General features: G+C 57.6%; 28 protein-coding genes and 1 tRNA gene. 7 read left to right on the top strand and 22 right to left on the bottom strand.

Translation table 11 applies throughout. From position 1 onward, the window contains the following. The first annotated feature begins 62 nt into the window (after positions 1–62). Positions 63–767, top strand: a complete 705-nt coding sequence (locus tag AKU79_RS16760; RefSeq protein ID WP_050524703.1) for a Crp/Fnr family transcriptional regulator — start codon at positions 63–65, stop codon at positions 765–767. Between the two features lie 24 nt (positions 768–791). Here AKU79_RS16760 and AKU79_RS16755 read toward each other — a convergent pair whose 3' ends face one another. Then, positions 792–2,231 carry an aminotransferase class V-fold PLP-dependent enzyme gene (locus tag AKU79_RS16755; RefSeq protein WP_050524702.1) on the bottom strand — a complete coding sequence of 480 codons (1,440 nt, stop codon included), beginning with the start codon at positions 2,229–2,231 and terminating at the stop codon, positions 792–794. A 105-nt stretch (positions 2,232–2,336) separates the two neighbouring features. On the opposite strand from AKU79_RS16755, the gene AKU79_RS16750 reads away from it, so the two are divergent. Further along, positions 2,337–2,801 (top strand): Lrp/AsnC family transcriptional regulator, encoded by a 465-nt coding sequence (locus AKU79_RS16750; protein ID WP_050524701.1) that lies wholly within the window; start codon positions 2,337–2,339, stop codon positions 2,799–2,801. Here the strand turns inward: AKU79_RS16750 and AKU79_RS16745 are convergent. After that, positions 2,798–3,520 (bottom strand): heparan-alpha-glucosaminide N-acetyltransferase, encoded by a 723-nt coding sequence (locus AKU79_RS16745; protein WP_050524700.1) that lies wholly within the window; start codon positions 3,518–3,520, stop codon positions 2,798–2,800. The genes AKU79_RS16750 and AKU79_RS16745 overlap by 4 nt on opposite strands. Before the next feature lie 64 nt (positions 3,521–3,584). Here AKU79_RS16745 and AKU79_RS16740 point away from each other — a divergent pair, with 64 nt between their 5' ends. Next, a complete protein-coding gene (locus tag AKU79_RS16740; protein ID WP_050524699.1) occupies positions 3,585–4,655 on the top strand; it encodes an aldose epimerase family protein in 1,071 nt (356 codons plus the stop codon). On the opposite strand, the gene AKU79_RS16735 is transcribed toward AKU79_RS16740, so the two are convergent. Genes AKU79_RS16735 through atpD form a run of 9 tightly spaced genes read right to left on the bottom strand, consistent with a single transcriptional unit; the run spans position 4,652 to position 11,177 of the window. Further along, entirely contained in the window at positions 4,652–5,530 is an 879-nt protein-coding gene (locus tag AKU79_RS16735) for a F0F1 ATP synthase subunit gamma (RefSeq protein ID WP_050524698.1), read from the bottom strand. The two genes, AKU79_RS16740 and AKU79_RS16735, sit on opposite strands and share 4 nt — an antisense overlap. After that, a complete protein-coding gene (locus AKU79_RS16730; RefSeq protein WP_050524697.1) occupies positions 5,514–7,040 on the bottom strand; it encodes a F0F1 ATP synthase subunit alpha in 1,527 nt (508 codons plus the stop codon). Before AKU79_RS16730 ends, AKU79_RS16735 begins: the two co-directional genes overlap by 17 nt. Continuing rightward, entirely contained in the window at positions 7,037–7,801 is a 765-nt protein-coding gene (locus AKU79_RS16725; protein WP_050524696.1) for an ATP synthase subunit B, read from the bottom strand. The genes AKU79_RS16730 and AKU79_RS16725 overlap by 4 nt, the downstream gene beginning before the upstream one ends. Positions 7,802–7,804: 3 nt before the next feature. Continuing rightward, a complete protein-coding gene (locus AKU79_RS16720; RefSeq protein WP_050524695.1) occupies positions 7,805–8,092 on the bottom strand; it encodes a F0F1 ATP synthase subunit C in 288 nt (95 codons plus the stop codon). Then, positions 8,089–8,784 carry a F0F1 ATP synthase subunit A gene (locus AKU79_RS16715; RefSeq protein ID WP_050524694.1) on the bottom strand — a complete coding sequence of 232 codons (696 nt, stop codon included), beginning with the start codon at positions 8,782–8,784 and terminating at the stop codon, positions 8,089–8,091. The genes AKU79_RS16720 and AKU79_RS16715 overlap by 4 nt, the downstream gene beginning before the upstream one ends. Then, positions 8,781–9,080: a hypothetical protein gene (locus tag AKU79_RS16710; RefSeq protein ID WP_050524693.1), complete on the bottom strand. Its 300-nt coding sequence runs from the start codon at positions 9,078–9,080 to the stop codon at positions 8,781–8,783. The genes AKU79_RS16715 and AKU79_RS16710 overlap by 4 nt, the downstream gene beginning before the upstream one ends. Next, complete coding sequence (locus tag AKU79_RS16705) at positions 9,077–9,379, bottom strand: AtpZ/AtpI family protein (RefSeq protein WP_050524692.1); 303 nt, start codon at positions 9,377–9,379, stop codon at positions 9,077–9,079. Before AKU79_RS16705 ends, AKU79_RS16710 begins: the two co-directional genes overlap by 4 nt. After that, on the bottom strand, positions 9,376–9,786 hold the full coding sequence (locus AKU79_RS16700; protein ID WP_050524691.1) for an ATPase: 411 nt from the start codon (positions 9,784–9,786) through the stop codon (positions 9,376–9,378). Before AKU79_RS16700 ends, AKU79_RS16705 begins: the two co-directional genes overlap by 4 nt. Continuing rightward, the gene (atpD, locus tag AKU79_RS16695; RefSeq protein WP_050524870.1) at positions 9,783–11,177 is read right to left on the bottom strand and encodes a F0F1 ATP synthase subunit beta; all 1,395 of its coding nucleotides are present in this window, start codon (positions 11,175–11,177) and stop codon (positions 9,783–9,785) included. The genes AKU79_RS16700 and atpD overlap by 4 nt, the downstream gene beginning before the upstream one ends. Before the next feature lie 223 nt (positions 11,178–11,400). On the opposite strand from atpD, the gene AKU79_RS16690 reads away from it, so the two are divergent. After that, entirely contained in the window at positions 11,401–13,143 is a 1,743-nt protein-coding gene (locus tag AKU79_RS16690) for an alpha/beta fold hydrolase (protein ID WP_050524869.1), read from the top strand. Between the two features lie 194 nt (positions 13,144–13,337). Here the strand turns inward: AKU79_RS16690 and AKU79_RS16685 are convergent. Beyond that, positions 13,338–13,413: transfer RNA gene (locus AKU79_RS16685), tRNA-Lys, on the bottom strand. 103 nt (positions 13,414–13,516) lie between these two features. Between AKU79_RS16685 and dapF the strand changes: the two genes are divergently transcribed. After that, positions 13,517–14,353 (top strand): diaminopimelate epimerase, encoded by an 837-nt coding sequence (gene dapF / locus AKU79_RS16680; RefSeq protein ID WP_050524690.1) that lies wholly within the window; start codon positions 13,517–13,519, stop codon positions 14,351–14,353. After that, the gene (gene mtaB / locus AKU79_RS16675; RefSeq protein ID WP_050524689.1) at positions 14,350–15,603 is read left to right on the top strand and encodes a tRNA (N(6)-L-threonylcarbamoyladenosine(37)-C(2))-methylthiotransferase MtaB; all 1,254 of its coding nucleotides are present in this window, start codon (positions 14,350–14,352) and stop codon (positions 15,601–15,603) included. The genes dapF and mtaB overlap by 4 nt, the downstream gene beginning before the upstream one ends. Before the next feature lie 100 nt (positions 15,604–15,703). Here mtaB and AKU79_RS16670 read toward each other — a convergent pair whose 3' ends face one another. Both AKU79_RS16670 and AKU79_RS16665 read right to left on the bottom strand, forming a co-directional pair. Continuing rightward, the gene (locus AKU79_RS16670; RefSeq protein WP_050524688.1) at positions 15,704–16,735 is read right to left on the bottom strand and encodes a LacI family DNA-binding transcriptional regulator; all 1,032 of its coding nucleotides are present in this window, start codon (positions 16,733–16,735) and stop codon (positions 15,704–15,706) included. 97 nt (positions 16,736–16,832) lie between these two features. After that, positions 16,833–17,651 (bottom strand): LOG family protein, encoded by an 819-nt coding sequence (locus AKU79_RS16665; protein ID WP_050524868.1) that lies wholly within the window; start codon positions 17,649–17,651, stop codon positions 16,833–16,835. Between the two features lie 96 nt (positions 17,652–17,747). Here AKU79_RS16665 and dapD point away from each other — a divergent pair, with 96 nt between their 5' ends. Beyond that, complete coding sequence (dapD, locus tag AKU79_RS16660) at positions 17,748–18,572, top strand: 2,3,4,5-tetrahydropyridine-2,6-dicarboxylate N-succinyltransferase (RefSeq protein WP_050524867.1); 825 nt, start codon at positions 17,748–17,750, stop codon at positions 18,570–18,572. Between the two features lie 381 nt (positions 18,573–18,953). On the opposite strand, the gene AKU79_RS16655 is transcribed toward dapD, so the two are convergent. From AKU79_RS16655 to fliE, 8 genes are read right to left on the bottom strand one after another with little or no spacing between them, the layout of a single operon-like run. Next, positions 18,954–19,169 carry a hypothetical protein gene (locus AKU79_RS16655; protein ID WP_050524687.1) on the bottom strand — a complete coding sequence of 72 codons (216 nt, stop codon included), beginning with the start codon at positions 19,167–19,169 and terminating at the stop codon, positions 18,954–18,956. A gap of 48 nt (positions 19,170–19,217) precedes the next feature. Next, positions 19,218–19,673, bottom strand: coding sequence for a flagellar basal body-associated FliL family protein (locus AKU79_RS16650; protein WP_050524686.1), 456 nt, complete (start codon positions 19,671–19,673; stop codon positions 19,218–19,220). Between the two features lie 5 nt (positions 19,674–19,678). Further along, the gene (gene flgH, locus AKU79_RS16645; RefSeq protein WP_050524685.1) at positions 19,679–20,398 is read right to left on the bottom strand and encodes a flagellar basal body L-ring protein FlgH; all 720 of its coding nucleotides are present in this window, start codon (positions 20,396–20,398) and stop codon (positions 19,679–19,681) included. 13 nt (positions 20,399–20,411) lie between these two features. Then, entirely contained in the window at positions 20,412–20,792 is a 381-nt protein-coding gene (flgA, locus tag AKU79_RS16640; RefSeq protein ID WP_231580214.1) for a flagellar basal body P-ring formation chaperone FlgA, read from the bottom strand. Positions 20,793–20,833: 41 nt separating this feature from the next. Beyond that, positions 20,834–21,619 (bottom strand): flagellar basal-body rod protein FlgG, encoded by a 786-nt coding sequence (flgG, locus tag AKU79_RS16635; RefSeq protein ID WP_050524683.1) that lies wholly within the window; start codon positions 21,617–21,619, stop codon positions 20,834–20,836. A gap of 9 nt (positions 21,620–21,628) precedes the next feature. Continuing rightward, a complete protein-coding gene (locus AKU79_RS16630) occupies positions 21,629–22,339 on the bottom strand; it encodes a flagellar hook-basal body complex protein (protein ID WP_050524682.1) in 711 nt (236 codons plus the stop codon). Beyond that, entirely contained in the window at positions 22,339–22,608 is a 270-nt protein-coding gene (locus AKU79_RS16625; RefSeq protein WP_050524681.1) for a flagellar biosynthetic protein FliQ, read from the bottom strand. Before AKU79_RS16625 ends, AKU79_RS16630 begins: the two co-directional genes overlap by 1 nt. Continuing rightward, entirely contained in the window at positions 22,605–22,895 is a 291-nt protein-coding gene (gene fliE, locus AKU79_RS16620) for a flagellar hook-basal body complex protein FliE (protein WP_050524680.1), read from the bottom strand. The genes AKU79_RS16625 and fliE overlap by 4 nt, the downstream gene beginning before the upstream one ends. Position 22,896 lies beyond the last annotated feature (1 nt).

The raw sequence follows: 22,896 nt of genomic DNA, 5'->3' as shown, positions 1-22,896 counted from the left end.
CGCTTTCCCCGCGTGGGCCGCCAAGCTAGGTTTAATGAATATCAGGGAATGCTGTCGTATTAATGGTAAACCAATCTATACCCTACGAGTTCTGGCGATCTTTCCGGCTGTTCGAAGCACTGGAAGATAGTGTTATAGACAAAATAGCCAAGGCGGCGCAGCGCAGCCAATGGCCCGCGGGTGTTACGTTGTTTCAACGCGGCGAGCCGGGTGAATATCTGGTCGCGCTGACCTCTGGCCGCGTTCGATTGGCTGTGGGATCGCCGCAAGGCAAAGAACTGGTGCTGCGCCACGCCGAGGCAGGCGATATATTTGGTGAAATGTCTTTATTCGATGGCGCCCCGCGCTCTGCCGAGGCAACCGCCTTGATAGACAGCCAAGGCTACAAACTGGCCAGACGCGATTTTGAACGGATCGCCAGGCAAGAACCCAGCCTGAGCATCGCCGCCATGCATTATCTGTGCCGGATGTTGCGCGACACCACCGAACAGCTCGAAAACCTCGCGCTCTATACCCTCGAGGCGCGTGTGGCGCGGTTTTTGTTGTTCACCCTGCGCCAAACGCATGGCGATGACCTGCCATCAAACCCGCTGTTGCTGCTGACAATCAACCAATCCGACATCGCAGCGGTTCTTGGCGCCAGTCGGCCAAAGGTAAACCGCACCCTGCAAGCTTTGCGCGACGCGAATATTATCAAGAAATCTGGTGACGCCTTGGAATGCAACGTCGCCTTGCTGCAAAACATCGCAAACCCGACGCTTGACTAACCCCGCCGCGACGTCGCCACTGCATCACGCGGCAGGGCGAAACCGCGCCGTTGCTGTCTCGCAGCAATAGGCATCTGCCATCGGATACGGATTGCGCGCCAAGGCATCGACCGCGGCAATCACCCGATCCGCCTTTGCATCGTCCATCAGGACCGAAAGGTTCAGCCTGGTCCAACCCGGCTTTTCCATTTCCTCGCCTCGCAAAATGGCCGCACGAATGGCATCTGATTCAGCTGACCCGATCCCAAGCAAACGATGGGCATAGGGGCCGGCACAGGCACAACCACCGCGCGCCTGAATGCCGTAAACATCCGACAGCAAACGCGTAAACAGTTGGTGATGCAAATAACCACCTTTTGCGCTGTCGCGCACCCGGAATGAAAAGATCGGCAACGCCTGCGCATCCATATTGCCCATCAGCACAATATTCGGATTGTCGCGCCAAACGCGCAACGCCCGCGCCCGCAAAGCCCTGTGGCGGGAATTCATCCGCGCCTGCCCGATCGCGGCCTTAACCAAAAATACCAGCGCGGCGCGAATATCGCCAACCACATTCGGCGTCCCTGCTTCCTCTCGCGTGGCGATATCACTGCTGTAATCATGCGCAGTGGGCGAGACAAACTTTACCGTACCGCCCCCGGGCTGAAACATCCGGCGCGAACAAACCGCCGCTTTGCGCACGATCATCACGCCCGATGCCCCCGGCCCGCCGACAAACTTATGCGCCGACACCACGACCGCATCTTTTTCGGCCTTGGTCCCCGCCCGCATATCAATCGGCAAATAGGGGCCGGCGCCGGCATAGTCCCACACTGCCAACGCGCCATAGCGCTTTAGCATCCGCGTCACCGCATCTGCATCGGTCACAATTCCAGTCACGTTCGACGCCGCAGAAAACGCCCCGACAATCAGCCGACCGCGCGCGGCCACCAACGCCGCCTTTAGCGCATCCATGTCCGGCCCGCCCAATGCAGCCTCGGCAATCTCAATGACCTCGGCCCCACTTTCGCGCCATGGCAAGATATTCGAATGGTGCTCATACGGGCCGATCAGAACCAGAGGGTTTTCCCCGCGCGCCGCAGCCTCGGAAACGCCCAGCAGGTGTACCAAGCGGTTCAAGCCTGCCGTTGCCCCCGCCCCAGCAAAGACTGTGGCAAACCCGTCATCCGCACCACATTGCGCAGCAATCACCGCCCGCGCCTCGCGCCGCATCCGCGTCATTGCACCACCGCAATAGGACGCCTCGGTATGGCTGTTGGCATAGAACGGCAGCACCTGTTCCATTACAAAAGTTTCCACCTGCCGCAGCGCCCGCCCCGACGCGACATAATCGGCATACAGCAGCTTTTGCACCCCGAACGGGCTTTCAAATTCGGCCCCTTCGCCAATAACCCCGCCGCGCAACTGCGCAATCACATCGGGTGCGGCAAGGCTGGTGGCGAAATTTTCAATGGCAGAAGGCATCGGCTGTCTCCAAATCAGGGCATTCCCTATCATATCGTCAAGCAGACGGGGTAAACTGCACCTTTTTACATTGCAAAAATCATAAAAATTGGGTCAAATGATCGAATGAATGCCAGTTCTTTAGATCAAATTGACCGCGCCATCCTTCGTGCCCTGCAACACGATGCCGCCCAATCGCAACGCGAATTGGCCGAAACCGTGGGGTTGTCGCAAAACGCCTGCTGGCGGCGACTTAAGATTTTGCAAGATAGCGGCCTGATTGCAGGCCAAACCCTGCGGCTGAACGCCCCGCAAATCGGCCTTGGCCTAACCGTCTTTGTCATGGTGCGCACCCGCCATCACAGCCGCGATTGGCTGGCAATCTTTCGACGCGAAGTGATGAACATCCCGCATGTCATCGATTTTTACCGTATCGCGGGCGACTATGACTACATGCTGAAAATCGTGGCCGAAGACATGAACGCCTTTGACCAGATTTATCAGCGCCTGACTGCCAAGGTCGAGCTGGAAACCGTTACCTCCTATATCACCATGGAGGCAATCGCCAATGCGCGCGACCTGCCGGTTTAGCGGAACCAGAAATACAGGTTAAACAACCCAATGATAACCGGTTGATGCACAAGATAAATGACCAACGAATGCCGCCCGATCCACGTGACCCGCGCCAATAGCGGTGACGCCACTTTGCGCACTAATGGGCCGCGAGACAGCATCAACTGCGCCGCCGACATGCCCAATAGAAACGCGCCAAACCAAGGGAACATCGGCTCATAATCCATGGTTTGCGGAAAGCCGGGTGCAAGCCCTACCCATAGCAGCCACGGTGCATCAAACGCCACATCGCGGTAAAGCTGCGGCACAGCCAGAACCGCAGCAGCCACAAGCAGCGTCACAGCCCAAGGCAGCCGCAAGAATGCCAATCCAAGCAACGAAGCCAGCGCGATGGAATGCAAAATACCAAAGAAAATGAACTGCTGCGGCATTGCAAAATAGGTAGCAAGGGTAATCAGCGCCGCACAGCCTACCAAAATGCCCATCCGCCGCCAGAACGCACCCCACTTTATGCCGCGCTGATGCGACAAAAACAGACTGAACCCCGCCAGCGCCACAAAACTGCCGGCCACACTGCGCGCAAAAACGGCCCAAAAGCCAGTCACGGGGGTGTTGCCGTCGATAAAGCCGAACATGCCAAGATCAAAGGTGAAATGGTAAATCACCATGCCGATGACAGCGACGGTCCGCGCCACATCCAGCCACAAAAGCCGCGTTTCTGTCCTGTTTTCTTTCACTGTCCCGCGCCTTTGCCTGCTGCCACCGCCTTAAACCATCCGATGACAAAAGCCGATCCGCAAAATGCAACACCGCTTGTCATTTCCGCGCTGCCGCGTCACCATCGCGACGAAATCACTTTGGGCAAAAGGCATTCCAATGGCGCAAATCATCCCCTTCGGCCAGCTTGCCGATGGCCGCATCGTGCATCAAATCACCCTGCAAGGTGGAGGGTTGACCGCCCACATGCTGACATATGGCGCCGTGGTGCGCGATTTGCGGCTAGCAGGTCATGCAACCCCGCTCGTCCTCGGGTTTGAAACCCTTGCGCCCTATATCGACTTTCCAGGTTACTTCGGCGCGACGGTTGGCCCCTGCGCCAATCGTATCGGGCAAGGCCGCTTTTCGCTGAACGGCACCGATTACCAACTGGAAACCAATAATGCGCCAAACCACCTTCACGGTGGCAGCAACGGCATTTCGCGCCAGATCTGGACAATCGCCGCGCATACAGACAGCAGCGCCACCTTCACCCTTACCTCGCATGCCAGGGATACCGGCTACCCGGGAACGTTGAATATCAGCCTGACATTTTCCCTCCTCGAAAACGGCGTGATGGATCTGCAAATGCAGGCAACCACGGATGCCCCTACACTGTGCAATCTGGCGCACCACAGTTACTTTAACCTTAACGGTGGCGATATTCGTACGCATAGCTTGCAAATCGATGCAGATCATTACCTGCCGACCGATGCAAACCTGACCTCAACCGGTGAAGTCGCCGAAACGGCTGGCACGCCCTTTGATCTGCACAGCGCCAAACCTTTGGCCGAGGTTTGCAACGCTGTGGCTATTGATACGAACGTCTGCCTGTCACATGGGCCGCAGCCGATGCGCAAGGTTGCTGTATTGGCAACCGAGGCCATCACGCTTCAGGTCAACACTGACCAACCCGGCCTGCAAATCTATGATACCGCACGGGTTAATGTGCCCGTCGCAGGGCTGGATGGCACCACCTACGGCCCCTATTGCGGCTTTGCGATGGAGCCGCAGTTTTGGCCAAACGCCATCAACAACCCCGACTGGGCGCAACCCGTGCTGAATCCGGGCGAGACCTATACCCAACACACGCAATACGTGTTTTCCAAAACTTAGGCTTTGTCCGCACCAAGCCGCCGCTTCTTCAGCGCTTCAAACCCGACAATCACATCCAAAAGTTCGGTTGTGATTTCGGTTTGCCGCAGCGCGCGGGTATCGGATAGCAGTGCATCCAACCTGTCATCAACCGATTGCTCGGCCTGTTGCATCAACGCAAGGCGAGCCGCGTTTTCGGTTACCAAAGCCTCGGCCGCCGCGCGAAACAGGCTGGCAAACAAATGCCCGCGCACCAGCGACATGAACAAGTCATCTGACGGCATCGAAAACTGCGGCAGGCTGCGCGATGCCCAGGGCTTGGCCTGAAAATCGGCAACCATTTCCGGATCAAGCGGCAACAGCCCCACGATCCGCGCCTCTTGCAACCCGTTCTCGTCTCGCGCGAAATAGGCCAATGACACGTCAAGCGGGTGCCCGCCCTGCTGCATCGCATCCAGTTTGCGGGTCAGCAGATTGGCAAGCCGCCCTATCCCATCAACCGAGGCAGGCGGAAAGAACGCTTTACGAACCCCAAGCCCTTGATCCGACAGCGCATCGGCCATTTGCGCGCCGACGCATAAAACCGTTGCGCCCGCAAAACCGCGCACGACATGCGCCGCCAGTGCCTCGTTATAGTTACCGCAGAGCCCGTGGTCCGAGCCGAACACGACCACGACACGCTGCGCATCTTTGCCGGTTGCAGAAAGGGGACCGGACTGCGATAGAAACGCGTGCAGACCGTCCAGCACTGTGGCGTGATAGGCCTCTATCGCGCGGGCGGCGTGCTCATAGGGCGCCGCGTTGATCACGGACAAGGTTTTCATTGTGTGCACAACGCTGCGGATGCCTTTCATGCTGGCACTGCGCCGCGCAAGGGCGTCAAGTGTTTGCGCCATTGCCTGCCTCCACCGTTTTGCGGGCCTGCACGCCTATCGCGACCATCTGCGCCCGCGCCGCATCACTCAACGGCACGTTCTGCGCAATTTGCTTGGCAACATCACCCAGTTCGCGCGCGCCCACCCTGATAGCTTCCATCACTGCAAAACTGTCGGCCTCGCCCAGCGCGTCAAGTTGGCCCTCCATCGCGGCGATCAAAACAGCCAATTGTTCGACTGCCGAAATCGGGTCACGCTCGGCTTGCCGCAAGGATGCACGCACCGCCGCCCCCCGCATCAGCCGCGCGCGGGTTGCATCATCCAGCCGCGTGCCAAAACGGGCGAAATCTTCCAACTCTTCGAATTGTGAAAGGGTCACGCGCAAATTGCCCGCCACCGACCGGAACGCGCGGTTTTGCGCCTTGCCACCCACGCGCGACACCGACACCCCCAGATCGACCGCCGGAAACTGGTTTTTGCGCACCAGACGCGGCGACAGGTAAATCTGCCCGTCGGTAATAGAAATCAGGTTGGTCGGGATATAGGCCGACAGATTTTCAGCCTGCGTTTCGACAATCGGCAAAACCGTGATTGATCCGCCCCCCGCAGCATCGGCAAACTGCCCCGCGCGTTCCAACAGCCTTGCATGAATATAGAAAATATCACCGGGAAACGCCTCGCGCCCCGGTGGCCGACGCAATAGCAGAGACAGCTCGCGATACGACCGCGCGTGATGGGTCAGGTCATCCAAGACCACCAATACATCACGCCCCTGCCCCGCAAAATGTTCGGCCATGGTGAGCGCCGCATAGGGTGCAACATAGGCCAGACCCGCCGCCTCTTCATCGCCTGCCGACATGATGATGGTTCGGGCCGTCATGCCGCCGTCATGCACCGCGCCGATCACCTTGGCCACCGCATCACCGCGCTGGCCAATGGCGCAATAAATGCAAATCACATCTGTCGTTTTCTGGTTCAGAATGGCATCAACCGCGAGCGAGGTCTTGCCCGTCTGCCTGTCACCAATCACCAGCTGCCGCTGGCCAAGACCAACTGGCACCGCCGCATCAATCGCCTTGATCCCAGTCGCCAACGGCCGCGAAATTGCGCTGCGATCCAGGATCTTTGGCGCCTCCGCCTCAACCGGCTGCATACTTTCGGCCTTGATCACCCCCTTGTCATCCAGCGGGTCGCCCAGTGCATCGACAACGCGGCCCAACAGTGCTGCACCCACTTTGGTTTTGACCACCTGATGCGTGCGCATCACAGCCTCGCCCACGGTCACACGGTCGGACGCGCCCAGCAAAACCACACCCAGCCGCCCCGGTTCAAGGTCCAGCACAATACCCTGAACGCCGCAGTCAAAACGCAGCAGTTCATCCGAAAGCGCACGCTCCAACCCTGTGACAATGGCGATGCCGTCGGCAACCTCGGCCACCTGCCCAATCGCGCTCAGGCTTGGCGCTGGTGGCGCGCTGTCCATCAACACCTTCAGCATTTCGTCAACGGCTTGGTCTGTGTGGCGGCTCATTTCGACTGCACTTTCTGCGCGGGTCCATGGGCTAGCTGCTCGGCAACCAAAACATCCAGCCCGTCGATATAGCTATCCACCGTCCACGCCACTTGCGCGCCACCCATGCGCAACATCAGGCCGGGCGCCTGTGCGGCATCAGTTTCAAAACGCACCTGAATATCAGGGAAATGCACCTGCAACGCGGCTGTCACAGCGGTTTCTGCCGCGGGTGACATCGGGTCACGACTGGTCAAAACCGCCGTTTTCGCGTGCCCGATGGCGCGGCCCATATCGGCAATCATCGGCTGGATTTTATGCATCAAATGCAGCGCCATGCGCGCCTCTAGCGTTTCATCCGCTAGGTCGGTCAGCACCCTGCGTGCCACCTGCAACAAGGCCGTGGCCCCCGCATTATGCAGGCTGGCCGCATAGGCGCGCGCCTCGTCAGCCTGATGCGCCTGCCAATTGGCGTGGTCTTTCTCCATCCGCTGCTGCGCCTCGGCCAACAACGCATCGCGCTGCGCCTCGGCCGCCTTGCGCATGTTTTCCTCGATTCCAGATTGCGCAACGTTCAGCGCCCGCGTCTTTTCAACAAACGCCGCCTCAACAGCTTCTGCTTTGGCTTTGGCGGCAACAGCACGGTCCATGCGCGCTGCAATCTCGGCCTCGCGCGCGTCAATGCCATCCAGAATGGGCCGGTACAAAAACCGTTTCAACAGCCAGACCAGCACCAAGAAATTAGCAATCTGGGCCGCAACGGTAATCCAGTCGATAGACATGATCTAGCTACCCGCAACCTTTGCCGCCTCAACCGCCGCCGTCCAGAACGGATTGGCAAAAATCAGGATCATCGCAACCACAAAGCAATAGATCGCCGTAGATTCGATCATCGCAAGGCTGACAAACAACGTGCGCGAAATGGTCGAGGCCGCATCCGGTTGCTGTGCAATCGCGCTTAGCGCTGTCGAGGCCGCACGCCCTTCGCCAAGGGCAGGCCCGATGGCGCCAAAGGCAACGGTCAGCCCCGCCGTGAAAATGGAAATAGCGGCAATAAGGCCAAGGTCAGTCATGGCAAGTCCTTTTCAGATTGGCTTGATGATGGGGTCGCAATGGCGCTGGAAATGTAAACTGTGGCCAAAATCGCAAAGATATAGGCCTGAATCAGGCCGGTCAGCAGCCCCAGCATATCCATCACCACCGGAAAGAAAAACGGCGCAACACCAAGCAAGATAGCGGCGATAACAGCCCCGCTCATCATGTTGCCATAAAGACGGATCGCCAGCGAAATACCGCGCGAGAACTCGGAAATAATGTTGAAGGGCAACATGATAAACGACGGCTCAAGATAGGTTTTCAAGTAACCGCCAAGCCCGCGACTGGCCACGCCAAACATCGGCACCGCAATCAGCACCGAAATCGCCAGTGCGGTCGTGGTGGAAAGCGATGATGTCGGCGGCTCAAACCCCGGTATCACCAGCAACAGGTTGGAAACGGCCACGAACAAAAACAGCGTGCCCGCGAAATACAGCAAATGGCGCGACGGGCCTTCGGTGATTTCCGCTATCTGGCCTTGGATGCCTTGGACGATCACCTCTAACATCGTGCGCCACCGGTTTGGCGGCACATCCGGGCGCAGGTTGCGGGTGATCAGCATCGACAAAACCGACAGCACCCCCGTCACAACCCAAGTGAAAAAGATCGTTGCGTTGATCGGAATACCCCAAAGGGTGAACATGACGATTGTGTCAGGTGAAAGCGTCATTTTGCCCCCCGCCCAGATGCCCCGACGCGCATGTAGGTGGTGGCAAGCAACCGCATAGCCATAAAGGCCAAGGCATATCCCATACCCGCCCAGGGCCCCGCTTGCACCACAACCACCCAGCCCAAGGCCAGCAGCGCCGCAATACGCAACACGGCACTTAGCGCCAAAACCTTAACCGGTGCGGCACTGCGCAAAGCAAGCCGCATTCCATGGGCCAAACCGGCAAAGAAAGCGCCACTTGCCACGCCGCCAATCGCCGCGCCGATCATCAAAACGGTCCAGTCAATCGCAATCATTTGCCGCCTCCTTCCTTGTTAATCCAGCCCGCCGCCAATATCGCCCCCAGCACCACACCGCCCAAGATCAAGGCGATGGTCCAGGAAAACCCCTGCGGTGCCACGCGGTCCAGCCAATGGCCCAAGAACGCACCGCCGACGGTTGGCACCACAATCGACCAACCAATCGCGCCAAACATGCCAATCCCGCGCAAAGGGCTAGGCCCCGGGTTATCGCGCTTGGCCTGCATCCGCGCAGCATGGCGGGCGATATCTTCGCTGGGTTTATCGGGCTTTGGCTTGTCAGTTTTTGGTGTCATGGCTGCGGCCGTTTCAATTCGGCAAAGCGCCTCACCATATCGGCCTCCAGCCGCGATAGGGCCGACCGCGCCTGACGTTCCTCTTCATCCATCTGGATAAACCGTGCCGCGACCGTGGCTTTCAGACTGGCCAAATCCTTGCCCCGCACCCCGCGCAGCGCGGCAATGCTGACCGAATGGCCCTTTTTAACCAGCGTCCCTTCGTCAATGCCAAAGATCTCTTCGCGTCCGTCCACCAATTGCAAGGTCATCACAGACGGCACTAGGGCGGTCACAAAATCCACGTGGTTCGGCAAAATCCCAAAGGCCCCATTGGGCGCCACGGCCGTCAACCGCAAGGCATTGCCTTCAAACAAGGTGGCTGTTGGCAACCGCAGGGTCACCGTCATTTCTGCGGCCATGCTCATATCGCGGCCCCAAGGTCGGCCAAACCGCCGATCATGTAATAGGCGCTTTCGGGCAAATCGAATACGGTCTGAGATAAAATCGTTTCGCAACCGTCCAGCGTGTCCGCAATCGGCACCATTTTGCCCGCGACCCCACTGAAAGAGCCTGTCGTCACAAAAGGTTGCGTCAAGAATCGTTCCAGCCGCCGCGCCCGCGCTACGGTGGCACGGTCAGCCGAAGACAGCTCTTCCAGCCCCAGCATGGCGATAATATCGCGCAGTTCTTCATACTCGGCCAGCGTACGTCGCACGGCGCGGGCAATATCATAATGCCGTTGCCCGACAACCGAAGGCGTCAACATCACCGAGGCTGACGCAAGCGGGTCCACCGCCGGATAAAGCCCCTCACTCGCGCGTTTGCGCGACAACACCACCGAGGCCGAGAGATGCGAAAAAATATGCGCCGCCGCCGGGTCGGTAAAATCATCGGCAGGCACATAGACCGCCTGAATCGACGTAATCGCCCCGCGCTTGGTTGAGGTAATCCGCTCCTCAAACCCCGCCAGTTCGGTGGCCAAGGTCGGCTGATAGCCCACACGGCTGGGCATCCGCCCCATCAGGCCAGACACCTCGGACCCCGCCTGCACAAAGCGGAAAACATTGTCGATCAACAACAACACATCCTGCCCTTTGTCATCGCGAAAATACTCGGCCATCGTCAATGCCGTGTTGCCGATCAGGAACCGCACGCCGGGGGCCTCATTCATCTGGCCAAACAGCATCACGGTTTTGTCGCGCACACCGGCCTCGCCCATCTCGCGGTACAGCTCCTCGGCCTCGCGTGAACGTTCGCCGATGCCGCAAAACAGGCTGACACCGTTGTGGTGCTGCACGGTGTTGTTGATCAACTCGGTGATCAACACGGTTTTGCCCACACCCGCGCCGCCAAACAGCCCCGTTTTGCCGCCCCGCTCAATCGGCGACAAAAGGTCAATCGCCTTGATCCCCGTTTCAAGCATCTGCGAATGCAGCACACGCTCGCTCAACTTCGGTGGCGCGCGGTGGATCGAGCGCCGCTCAACCGCCACAGGCGCAGGGCGGCCATCAATCGGCGCACCAAACACATCCAGCATCCGGCCCAACACGGCCTCGCCCACAGGTACCTTGATCGGCCCACCGGTGGCCGAGACCGCCATCCCCAGCCCCAATCCGCGCACCGGTGCCAAGGCCATTGCCCGCACCACGCCACGCCCGACCAAACCAGTCACCTCAAGTGCGACCTTTCCCGCAAATAGCAAATCATGGATGCGCGGCACCACGCCGTCAAAAGCCACATCCACAACGCCACCGCGAATGGCACAGATGCGGCCATCGGTGGTCCGGTCTAGCTCTGGCTGTGTTTGTGCGGTCATCAATTCCTCAGAACACGCAGGGCGTTGCAGGCCCACTTGCGCCAATTCTAAGGCCCTTGGCCGATGACAAAGTTGATTGAGATCAACCTCACAGATATTTCAACGCTCTATACTGCCCGCAGCACTGGAACACAGCAGAAAGAGCCGCAGGATGGCACATGAAACCAAAGCTGTCGAAAGCCTCAACCCGATACCCGACACCGTCTGGCCAAGCCCTTCGGCAATGCTTGTACCCAAGCGTCAGCCATCTATCAGCATCGAGCAAGGCTTGGACAAAAGGTTGAAAGCCATGCAAGCGCGGTTTACCGGCGGGCTGTCACCCATCGCACTTGCCTCTGCCTATTCAGATTGGGCACTTCACCTTACGGCCTCTCCCGGCAAACAACTGGAATTGCTGGAAAAGGCTGTCAAAAAAACCATGCGCTTCGCCAATTACGCATCGGGCTGTGCGCGCGATGCCAAATCTGGCGCGACCTGCATCACCCCCCTGCCCCAAGACAACCGCTTTCAGGGCGAACACTGGCAGAACTGGCCATTTAACGTGATGTCGCAGGCGTTTTTGCTGAACCAACAATGGTGGCACAATGCAACAACCGACGTCGAAGGCGTGACCCGCCAACACGAAGATGTCGTCACCTTTACCGCACGGCAGATACTTGATGTCTTTTCGCCCTCGAACTTCCCACTGACCAACCCCGAGGTGCTGGCCAAAACCATGGCCCAAGGCGGCATGAATCTGATGCGCGGCTGGCAAAATTTTATCGAGGATACAACCCGCGCCAATGCTGGCCAAAAACCCGTGGGCGCCGAGGCGTTTGCTGTGGGCCGCAATTTGGCAACCACGCCGGGCAAGGTGGTGTTTCGCAACCGGTTGATCGAGCTGATCCAATACGCGCCAACCACCGAAACCGTCCGGCCCGAACCAATCCTGATCGTGCCGGCATGGATCATGAAATACTACATCCTTGATCTCAGCCAACAAAACTCGCTGGTGCGCTATCTGACGGCGCAAGGGTTTACCGTTTTTATGATCTCGTGGAAAAACCCCGATGCAGAGGATCGCGATCTGGGGATGGACGATTATCTGTCCTATGGAATCAGGGACGCGGTCTCGGTTATCGACACGATCACCAAAGGTCAGAAAATTCACGCAATGGGCTATTGCCTTGGCGGGACATTGCTTTCAATTGCCGCCGCAACCATGGCCCGCGACGGCGATGCGCGCTTGAAAACCCTGACCCTGCTGGCCGCGCAAGTCGATTTCACCGAGGCGGGCGAGCTTACACTGTTCATCAATGACAGCCAGCTTGCCTATCTTGAGGATATGATGTGGGACAAAGGCTATCTGGACAGCACCCAAATGGCCGGCGCGTTCCAGCTTTTGCGCTCGAATGACCTGATTTGGTCGCGGGTGATTCACGACTACCTGATGGGCGAGCGGTCCGAGATGACCGACCTCATGGCGTGGAACACCGACGCAACACGTATGCCTTATCGCATGCACTCTGAATATCTGCGCAGCCTGTTCTTGAAAAATGATCTGGCCGAAGGGCGGTATTTGGTTGGCGACAGGCCTGTCGCCATTTCCGATATCCGCGTACCGGTGTTTATGGTCGGGACCGAGCGCGACCATGTTGCCCCATGGCATTCCGTCTATAAATTCAACCTGTTATCTGACACAGACGTCACTTTTGTGCTTACCAGCGGCGGCCATAACGCAGGCATCGTGTCAGAACCAGACCACCCGCACCGCCATTTCCGCCTGCACAGCAAATCCAAAGACGCCCCATACAAAGACCCGGATAGCTGGCTGGCGGAAACTGCCCCAATTGACGGCTCATGGTGGCCTGCACTTGCAGCATGGTTGGAAAAAATCTCGGGCAAGCCGGTCAAACCGCCGCAAATGGGTGCCACAGGCCACGCCCCTCTTTGCGATGCGCCCGGCACCTATGTCATGCAGCAATAATTCGCGGCGATTACAGCGTTATAACTTAGTGACGACCGGAAACCAGGCTCTGGCGCGTGCGCCCGACTGCATGGCGCAAGGGTCAAACAACCCAATTCATCACACTCATCGTGCAACCATACCAAAGTGAAAGTAACGGTGGGCACCATTTTATCCCGCCTTCTTGGCTACGCCACAGAAGCACAAAGATAAAATGGTGAGCCGGTCGGGATCCGAACCCGAGACCTACTGATTAAAAGTCAGTTGCTCTACCAGCTGAGCTACCGGCCCACGTTGGGTGCTAACTAGAAACTCTGGCGCTGGGGGTCAAGCGCTAAAAAGCAATATTTACGACTCTCTAGCAAAAACTTTCACAGGGGCGTATATGCGCGGAATGAAACAGAACACTTCTCCCCTCGGTCTCGCCTTTCTGAAAATGCACGGGCTTGGCAATGATTTCGTCGTAATCGACTCGCGCGGGCGCGGGGCGGTGGTCACACCTGCGCTTGCCCGCGCCTTGGGCGATCGCAATCGCGGCGTGGGTTTTGACCAGCTGGCCGAGATTCGCGATGCCGATGGGGCCGATTTCACCCTGGATTTCTGGAACTCTGATGGCAGCCGCGCCGGCGCCTGCGGCAACGCGACCCGCTGCGTTTCGGATCTGGTCATGCGCCAAACCGGGCAGGATGGCATCAGCTTGCTAACCACGCGCGGCAGCCTGTCGGCCCGCAAAGCAGATGGTATGGTCTCGGTAAATATGGGCCACCCCCAGTGCGACTGGGCCGATATTCCGCTATCGCATGCCGTTGATCCATTGCATCTGCCGCTTGATGGCGACCCTGCGGGCGTTGGCATGGGCAACCCGCATTGCATATTCTTCGTGCCCGATGCCGAGGCTGTACCGCTCACCACTCTCGGCCCCAAGTTTGAAACCGACCCGCTGTTCCCGCAAAAAACCAACGTCGAATTTGCGTCCCTTATCGCCCCGGATCACCTGCGCATGCGGGTGTGGGAACGTGGCGCAGGCATTACGCTGGCTTGCGGCTCAGGCGCTTGCGCAGTTGCCGTTGCCGCCCATTTGCGCGGCCTGACAGGGCGCAAAGTGCGGCTGGATGTTGATGGCGGCACCTTGGAAATAGACTGGCGCGACGATGGCGTCTGGATGACTGGGCCTGTGGCCTATGTGTTCGAAGGCGTGCTTTCATCTGAATTTCTGGCCGCCAACCAATGACAGCCCCCATCTTTTCCACCTTGGGCTGCCGTCTGAACGCCTATGAAACCGAGGCCATGAAAGAACTGGCCGCAAGCGCAGGCCTGTCCGGCGCGGTCGTGGTCAACACCTGCGCCGTCACAGCCGAGGCCGTGCGCAAAGCCAAACAGGAAATCCGCAAACTCGCACGTGAAAACCCGGGCGCTGCGGTTATCGTCACCGGCTGCGCGGCGCAAACCGAGCCCGAAACCTTCGCCACCATGCCCGAGGTAACGCGCGTCATCGGCAACACCGAAAAAATGCTGCCCGAAACCTGGGCCACCCTGCGCGCGCCAGACCTGATTGGCGAAACCGAAAAAGTGATGGTCGATGACATCATGTCGGTACGCGAAACCGCAGGCCACCTGATTGACGGGTTCGGCCGCCATCGCGCCTATGTGCAGGTGCAAAACGGCTGCGACCACCGCTGCACCTTTTGCATCATCCCCTACGGCCGCGGCAATTCCCGCTCGGTACCCGCCGGCGTGGTGATCGAACAGATCAAGCGTTTGGTCGATAAGGGCTTTCAAGAGGTCGTGCTCACCGGCGTCGATCTCACCTCTTGGGGCGCCGACCTGCCCGCCACCCCGCGCCTCGGCGATCTGGTCATGCGCATCCTGCGCCTCATCCCCGATTTGCCCCGCCTGCGCATCAGCTCGATTGATTCGATCGAGGCCGATGAAAACCTTATGCAAGCCATCGCAACCGAACCACGGCTGATGCCCCATCTCCACCTCAGCCTTCAGGCCGGCGATGACATGATTCTAAAGCGCATGAAACGGCGCCATCTGCGTGACGATGCCATCGCCTTTTGTGAAGAGGCCCGCAAACTGCGCCCCGACATGATCTTCGGTGCAGATATCATCGCCGGCTTCCCGACCGAGACTGAAGAGATGTTCGCCAATTCGCTGAAACTGGTCACCGATTGCGACCTGACGTTTCTGCACGTTTTCCCCTACAGCGCCCGCAAAGGCACCCCTGCCGCCCGCATGCCCGCCGTAAAAGGCCCCGAAATCAAATCCCGCGCGGCACGTCTGCGCGCCATGGGCGATGCAGCGCTACAAAAGCACCTTGCCGCGCAAATCGACAAAAAGCATCAAATTCTCATGGAAAGCCCACGCATGGGCCGCACCGAACAATTTACCGAGGTTCAGTTCACCACCGATCGCCCAGAAGGCCAAATCATCATGGCACAGATCACCGGCGTTTCGGCGACAACACTCTTGGCCTAACCCTATCATCTATCCAGAAATATCCTCGGGGGGGCGGAATTGGCAACGCCAATGCCGCGTCGGGGGGCAGACAGCCCCCCGCTTGCGCCGGCAGCAGGCCTTATTGGCGGACCGTATCGCCCAAATCAAGCTTTGGTGACAACTCAACGCGCTCGCCACCAACCAACCCACTCGGATGCAAGCCAGCAATAATTTGCGCTGCCGTCCGGCCAATTTCCAGGCGGCAGGCATCCATCGTCGCCAAACGCCGCGGCAATCCGTCCAACAGCTCAACCCCGTTAAAACCGGCAAGCCCCAACGCATTTGGCACATCAATGCCTTTTTCAAGACAATACAGCAGCCCGCCCGCCCCGATCATATCATTGGAATAATAAAGAAAATCCAAGTCAGGGCTGCGTTTCAAAATCGCCTCGGTCATTTCGCGCCCCTTCAGCAAGGCCGACCCGCCCGAGTAGAATTCGCGATCCGCAAGCTGCATACCCGCAGCAGCTAGGCCTTCCTCCAGCCCCTCCAACCGCTTTCTGGCGCGGTGGTCATAGGGCATCATCGTGCCCAAAAATCCGATCTTTTTGTAACCGGCCGCCAAAATGGCCTCAGCCATTTTCAAGCCCGCGCGGCGGTGCGAAATGCCGACAACGGAATCCACAGGATCGCCATCCACATCCATAACTTCAACAATCGGGATCCCCGCGTTCCCCAACATGGCACGCGCTGCATCGCTATGCTCCAGCCCGGCCAAAATAACCCCCGAAGGCCGCCAGGACAGCATTTCATACAACACAGATTCTTCGCGCTCGGGCAGATAATGCGTAACGCCGACAACAGGCTGCAGGCCCGTGTCCTCCAATACCGTGCTGATGCCGGTCATCACCTCAGGGTAAACCATGTTCGACAATGACGGAATAATGACCGCAACAAGGTTGACCCGCTGGCTCGCCAACGCGCCCGCAATCTTGTTCGGCACATAGCCCAACTGCCGCGCTGCTGCCAAAACCCTTTCGCGCGTGGCTGCCGATACATCGCCCCGACTGCGCAATACGCGGCTCACCGTCATTTCAGATACCCCCGACGCCTCAGAGACATCGCGAAGGGTTAGCGTACGGCGAATGTCGGGGCGGGTTGGATGGGTCACCAGCGATTTGCCTTTTCAGTTATGCGTTAAAGTCTTTGTTATCGCCAAAAGACTGCTTTGTCCAAGGCTCTATATGGGCCCGCAAGGTGCCAACCCTCTACGGTTTGGGCCAGCTGTCGATCACTGCAATAGCCTCTTCTGCTGTCTCGACGAACCGGAATAGTTTTAGATCATCTGCCGAAATCGTACCTGCCTCGGCCAACGCTTCCCAATTGATGATCTTTTCCCAAAATGCCTTGCCAAACAACAAGAACGGCACGGGCTTCATCCGGCCCGTCTGAATCAGCGTCAAGCTTTCAAACATCTCATCCAGCGTACCAAAACCGCCGGGAAACACACAAATCGCCGCCGCACGCATCAGGAAATGCATTTTGCGGATCGCAAAATAATGGAAATTAAAGCTCAGATCAGGCGTCACATATTCGTTTGGGGCTTGTTCATGCGGCAGCACGATGTTCAGGCCAATACTCTGCCCGCCTGCCTCATCTGCACCACGGTTTCCCGCTTCCATCACACCGGGGCCGCCGCCCGTCACAATCACGTTCTCGCGGCCATAGCTCGCCATCGACCGTTCAGTCATGACAAAGGCAAATTTCTGCGCCTCGGCATAATACTTCGACAAATTGGCCAGCGTTTTCGTGCGCGCCTTGTCTTTCTTGGCCGGGTCAGGAATCCGCGCCCCACCAAACAACACAATCGTGCTTTCAATCCCGCGTTCATCCATTACCAACTGCGGCTTTAGCAATTCCAACTGCAAACGCACGGGGCGCAGTTCTTCGCGGCACATGAAATCATTGTCGTTGAACGCCAGCCGATACGCGGGTGCCCGCGTTTGCGGCGTATCCGGAATATGGCGTGCGGCCTGCACATCTTGCTGGCTGTCACGAAACGGGTGTTTACGAGCATCGTCTTTCATCATGTTTCCCTGGTCTGGTCTTGGTCTGCAATTGCGTGACGTATGCACAACGTCTATAGCCTTGGGGCAAGCCTGACCACCGCAAAGGAATATGACATGAGCAATGCCGCCCTTGAGACCGCAATTGAAGCCGCCTGGGACGCACGCGACACGATCTCTCCCGCCACCAAAGGCGAGACCCGGGACGCAATTGAAACAACCTTGACTGCGCTGGATAGCGGCAGCTTGCGGGTTGCCGAAAAACGCGGGTCGGATTGGCATGTGAACCAATGGGCCAAGAAAGCCGTACTGTTGTCATTTCGTTTGACCGATATGCATGAAATTTCCGGCTCTAACGGCGGCAGCAACTGGTGGGATAAAGTGCCATCGAAATTCCAAGGCTGGACCGAGGCCGATTGGCGCCGCGCCGGTTTTCGCGCCGTGCCGGGGTCGATTGTGCGCCGCTCGGCTTATATCGCGCCGGGCGTGGTTCTGATGCCGTCCTTTGTAAATATCGGTGCCTATGTGGATGAAGGCTCTATGGTTGACGGATGGGCCACGGTTGGCTCTTGCGCCCAAATCGGTAAGAACGTGCATCTTTCGGGCGGCGTCGGCATTGGCGGCGTGCTGGAACCGATGCAGGCCGGTCCGACCATTATCGAGGACAATTGCTTTATCGGCGCGCGCTCCGAAGTGGTTGAAGGTTGTATCGTCCGCGAAGGTTCGGTGCTGGGGATGGGTGTGTTCATCGGCCAATCGACCAAGATCGTTGACCGTGAAACCGGCGAAGTGATGTATGGCGAAGTCCCCGCAGGTTCTGTCGTCGTGGCAGGGTCTATGCCATCGAAAAACGGGATCAACCTCTATTGCGCGGTGATCGTGAAAAAGGTTGACGCAAAGACCCGCTCCAAAACATCGATCAACGACTTGCTGCGCGACTAAGTTGACGCGCACCCGGAAACCGCTTTTTTCCGGGTGCGCCTTGGTTTTCCGCCTCCGACTTACCAACGACAGCAAGCGATCCAAGCACCATTTGGCGCCGTAAATCGCGGACCCGCTATCAGCACGCGTCCTGCCGCCAGCGTGAAATTGCTGACAATTTCGCCCTGCCAAAACAAGGCCGAGTCCGTAGAGTGGATGCGCCCGGCTACGGCCCATTGCTGGCGCCATCATTTTGCACATCAGCGGTCGACTTGGCGGTGCCAACCCGCCCCAAAAGGGTATGACAAACCGAAAGCGGTGGTTTTGGGTCACACATGGTTGGCAAGCTCCTGCTCCAACCCACTGCAAATAAACCCCCGCCCTGACAGATGCAAAAAGACATCAACACATCCGCGACCTTTCCGGATTTCTTGTCGTTTTCATCTTATCGGCTGTCTGGCCTCCTTGGAAAAACGTCAACAAACGGTGAATAACACCCAGCTTTATAGCCTCCAAGACATGCACAAAGCCCATCAAAATTGAGAGGCGGCGATCCAAAACAGCCACAGGCTTTTCACCCATCGATGCGGCCTCTGGCAGGGTATAGCTCGGGATCATGATAGAACGCCTCAAAGTTTCACGCCGGAGTTCCATAAACACCGATACCTAACTATCTTGCCGCGAAATGTCGGATATAAGCACATCTTTCACTTCAACGCCGATAATCTTTTGCGACACCTCCAAGAGGGCTTTCCGCAGAAACACCAGATTGGCGCCATCTGTGAACACGCCGTTAAATCCGCCTGCGTTCGCATGGTCAAACATAACCTGAAGCATTGCATCGCGTAGCTTAGGCTCGCGTGCATAAATGCTTTCAGAGGTGCCAATCGTCACCTCCAGGCTTAGCGACATAATGACCAAGGATGTCACGCGCCCTTGTTCGACAACAGGTATAACGAACTGATTGTTCAGCTTTAAAAACTCTGTGAGAATTGGCGCCTCGACCGTTTGGGCCATCTCTGACTCTGCAGTCTCGGCCGTTGGCTTCAAAAACATGCCGCCACCAATGCCCAGTGCAAGCCCAAGAATCGCAAGTATGATCGGAAGAATTTTGGCTTTCATGGCGGTCAAAACGGCAATACTGTTTCAGCGATTTGCTGGCCGTATCTTGGCTGCTGCACATCCGAGATCTGCCCCCTGCCGCCATAGGAAATGCGGGCGCCTGCGATCCGGTCATAGGTAATTTCATTCTGACGTGAAATGTCCGTCGGCCGAACATAGCCCGTCACAATCAGCTCTCTAAGCTCAAAATTCACACGCACCTCCTGCTGTCCCTCAATACGCAAAACGCCATTCGGCAACTCTTCAACAACGGTCGCGGCAACACGTAAGGTTAACTTTTCGTTGCGCTTTACCGAACCTTGCCCCGCAAACGCCGAATCCGACGACGTTGAAACGGCGTCATCCATGCTGGCCCCAGTCGGCAGCTTTTTGTTCAAACGTTGCGGAATGCCAAACAAGGACGGAATCGCCATTGATTGCGATCCGCTCCGGCTTCTGCCGGACGAATTGGAAATTTCCGCCTTGTCATTTATCTCGATGACAACTGTTAAAATATCCCCTCGTTGCCCCGCGCGCCGGTCACCGAATAAAGACCCGCTTTTCGCAGTCCACAGTGATGACGCTTCTGTTGGGCCTGTCGGCTCCGCGAATTCCGGCATAGGGGTCGTGTACATCGCGTGATGCTGATAGCTGCCTTCAACCTGCGAAAAAGAGGGTTCTTTTCCAACCTCGCTCAATTTCGAACAGGCCGACGTCAATAGCAAAGCCAATATAAAAACGCGCATAAATTCTTATCCTCTAAGGGTTTGGCCCGACATAAACAAAACCATCTTCGGCCAGTTGCCCTGTAACTGTTTTGCGGGAAGACAAGTTCATTACACCGACAACATCGCCTAGGCCGCCACGATCCAGCGCCCTTCCTTCGGTCGTAATTTCCAGACCACCCAGATTATAAACCAAGGTGACAATTTGGTTGCGATCTACCAATGCGGGTGGCCCGAGATCATTTCTGTGAATCGGTCGGCCAGGGTAAAGTGTCACCCGCGCCTCAAGCCCGACTGCCTCAACCGGATCAATCAGCGCCCCTGGAATGGCCGCCCCGATCACCGTAACATCTGTTTCTGTAAGCAGCGTCTGCGCACGAATGACGCGCGTGACGGTCAGGCTCTCGGCTAACATCGGCGAGCCCCAAAGTACTAATAGGGTGACAATCTTTAGCATCAGCGCAACTGCGTCGTTGCCGACAACATCTGATCGGCAGCCGTAATGACCTTGGCATTCAGCTCATACCCCCGCTGCGCCTTGATAAGCTCGGTAACCTCCCTGACTGCATCTACCGAGCTTTCCTCGAGATACCCTTGGCGCAAAGTCCCCAAACCAGCTTGGCCTGCAGTCCCCTGCAAAGGTGGACCCGAGGCCGGAGACTCCAGGAAGAGGTTGGAACCCATCGCCTCCAGCCCTTTGTCATTTGTGAAACCGGTCAGCGAAAACTGCCCCAAAAGCTGAGGTAGCACCTGATTGCTGAAATAAGCGTAAACTTCGCCATCCGCATTTATCGATACACTGGTTGCATCAGAGGGAATTGTGATACCGGGGTTCACTTGGTAACCGTCAGCGTTGACAATCAGGCCATCACCGGTGCGTTTCAGCCCCCCGTCGCGCGTATAAGCCGTTGCCCCGGATGGCAAGGTCACCTCAAGATAACCCTTCCCCTCGATCGCGACATCAAGATCACCCCCCGTTGCCGACAGCGGCCCTTGCGCAAGTACGACAGAAACCGAAGAAGCCCGAACACCAAGCCCCAACTGCACCCCGGTTGGCAGCATCGCCCCGTTCTGGGCAGAGACGGTGCCCGGCCGTGAAAGCTGTTGGTAATGTAGATCGGCGAACTCGGCGCGGCGCGTATTATAGCCTGTCGTCGACATATTCGCGAGATTGTTGGACACAACATCCACCCGCATTTGCTGCGCAGCCATGCCGCTTGCCGCGATTTGCAGTGCTTTCATCTTATTCTCCTATCGGCCAAGTGTTTGGATAAGACCGCGCATGCGTTCATCTTCTTTTTCAAGAAAGCCCTGCCCCATCTCATAGGCGCGCTGCACTTCGATCATCCGCGCGATTTCCGAGATTGGATTGACGTTGCTCTCCTCTAAAAAGCCCTGAAGGATTGTCGCGCCCTCTGTCGGGACCACGGAGCTACTGTTAAATATCGTGCCGCCCGCATGGGTCATTTGCAGCGGATCCCCTGGTTGCCAAAGACCCAGTTGCGCAATCGGCTGGCCATTCCCCGAAAGCGTTCCGTCTGTAGAAAGTGCGATGCCACTTACGTCCGGCGGCACGAAAACCGGTGCGCCGCCTGCATCAAGCAGACGGTAGCCATCAGCGTTCACAAGTTCGCCTTCAGCATTCGGTGTAAAACCGCCTGCGCGGGTCAGGGCTTGGCCTTGCGGCGTCTCAACCAAGAAAAATCCTTCACCTTGAATGGCAAAATCAAACGTGCCGCCAGTCTGGGTCAAACCCGCCTGGCGCAAATCCATATGCCGCGTGTCGCCTGTCGCCATCGAAAGCGATGGACCATCTTCAACACGTTGAACATACTCGGAAAAAATTACCCCCTCGCGCCGAAATCCGGTGGTCGAGATATTCGCGATATTATGAGCCACCACCTGCATTTCGCGCATCAGGCCCGATTGGCGCGTCAAGGCTGTGTAGATTCCGCCTTCCATCATTGCCCCCCTGCGATCAAAGGAATTATGCGGTCGGTAAAGAAACTCAGCAGGGTCGATGTCATATAGCTCATCAAGACCCAAAAAACGATCAGCATTGCCCCGACTTTCGGAACAAAGGTCAAAGTCATTTCCTGCACCGAGGTGAGGGCCTGAAACAGGCCAACAGTCACACCCGCAATCAAGGCAACCGTCAGCAGCGGCGCCGAAATCATCACTGCGATCCAGAGCGCCTGCCTCAGGGTATCAAAGATCAGGCTCTCGCTCATACGGGCATCCTCAGAATTTCCTGATAGGCCTCGACAACCTTGTCACGCACAGTCACCACCGTCTCGATCGCGGTTTCCGAGGCAGAAAGGGCCTGAACCAATGCATGCGGATCCGCATCCCCCACCATCGCGGCCTTGGCCGTGGCCTCACCCGCCGCCAAAGTATTGGCAAAGCTTTCGGCAAGTTTTGAAAACCCTGCCGCAGCATCGTCAGACTTGGGCTCAGGAGCCGCAGCCTGACGGGCCTGCGCGTAAGTTTGGGCGGCAATCGACGTTCTAATATCCATT

This window comes from Pseudorhodobacter wandonensis, from assembly GCF_001202035.1.
Lineage (GTDB): Bacteria > Pseudomonadota > Alphaproteobacteria > Rhodobacterales > Rhodobacteraceae > Pseudorhodobacter > Pseudorhodobacter wandonensis.
This window is presented reverse-complemented; position numbering and strand designations above follow the sequence as displayed.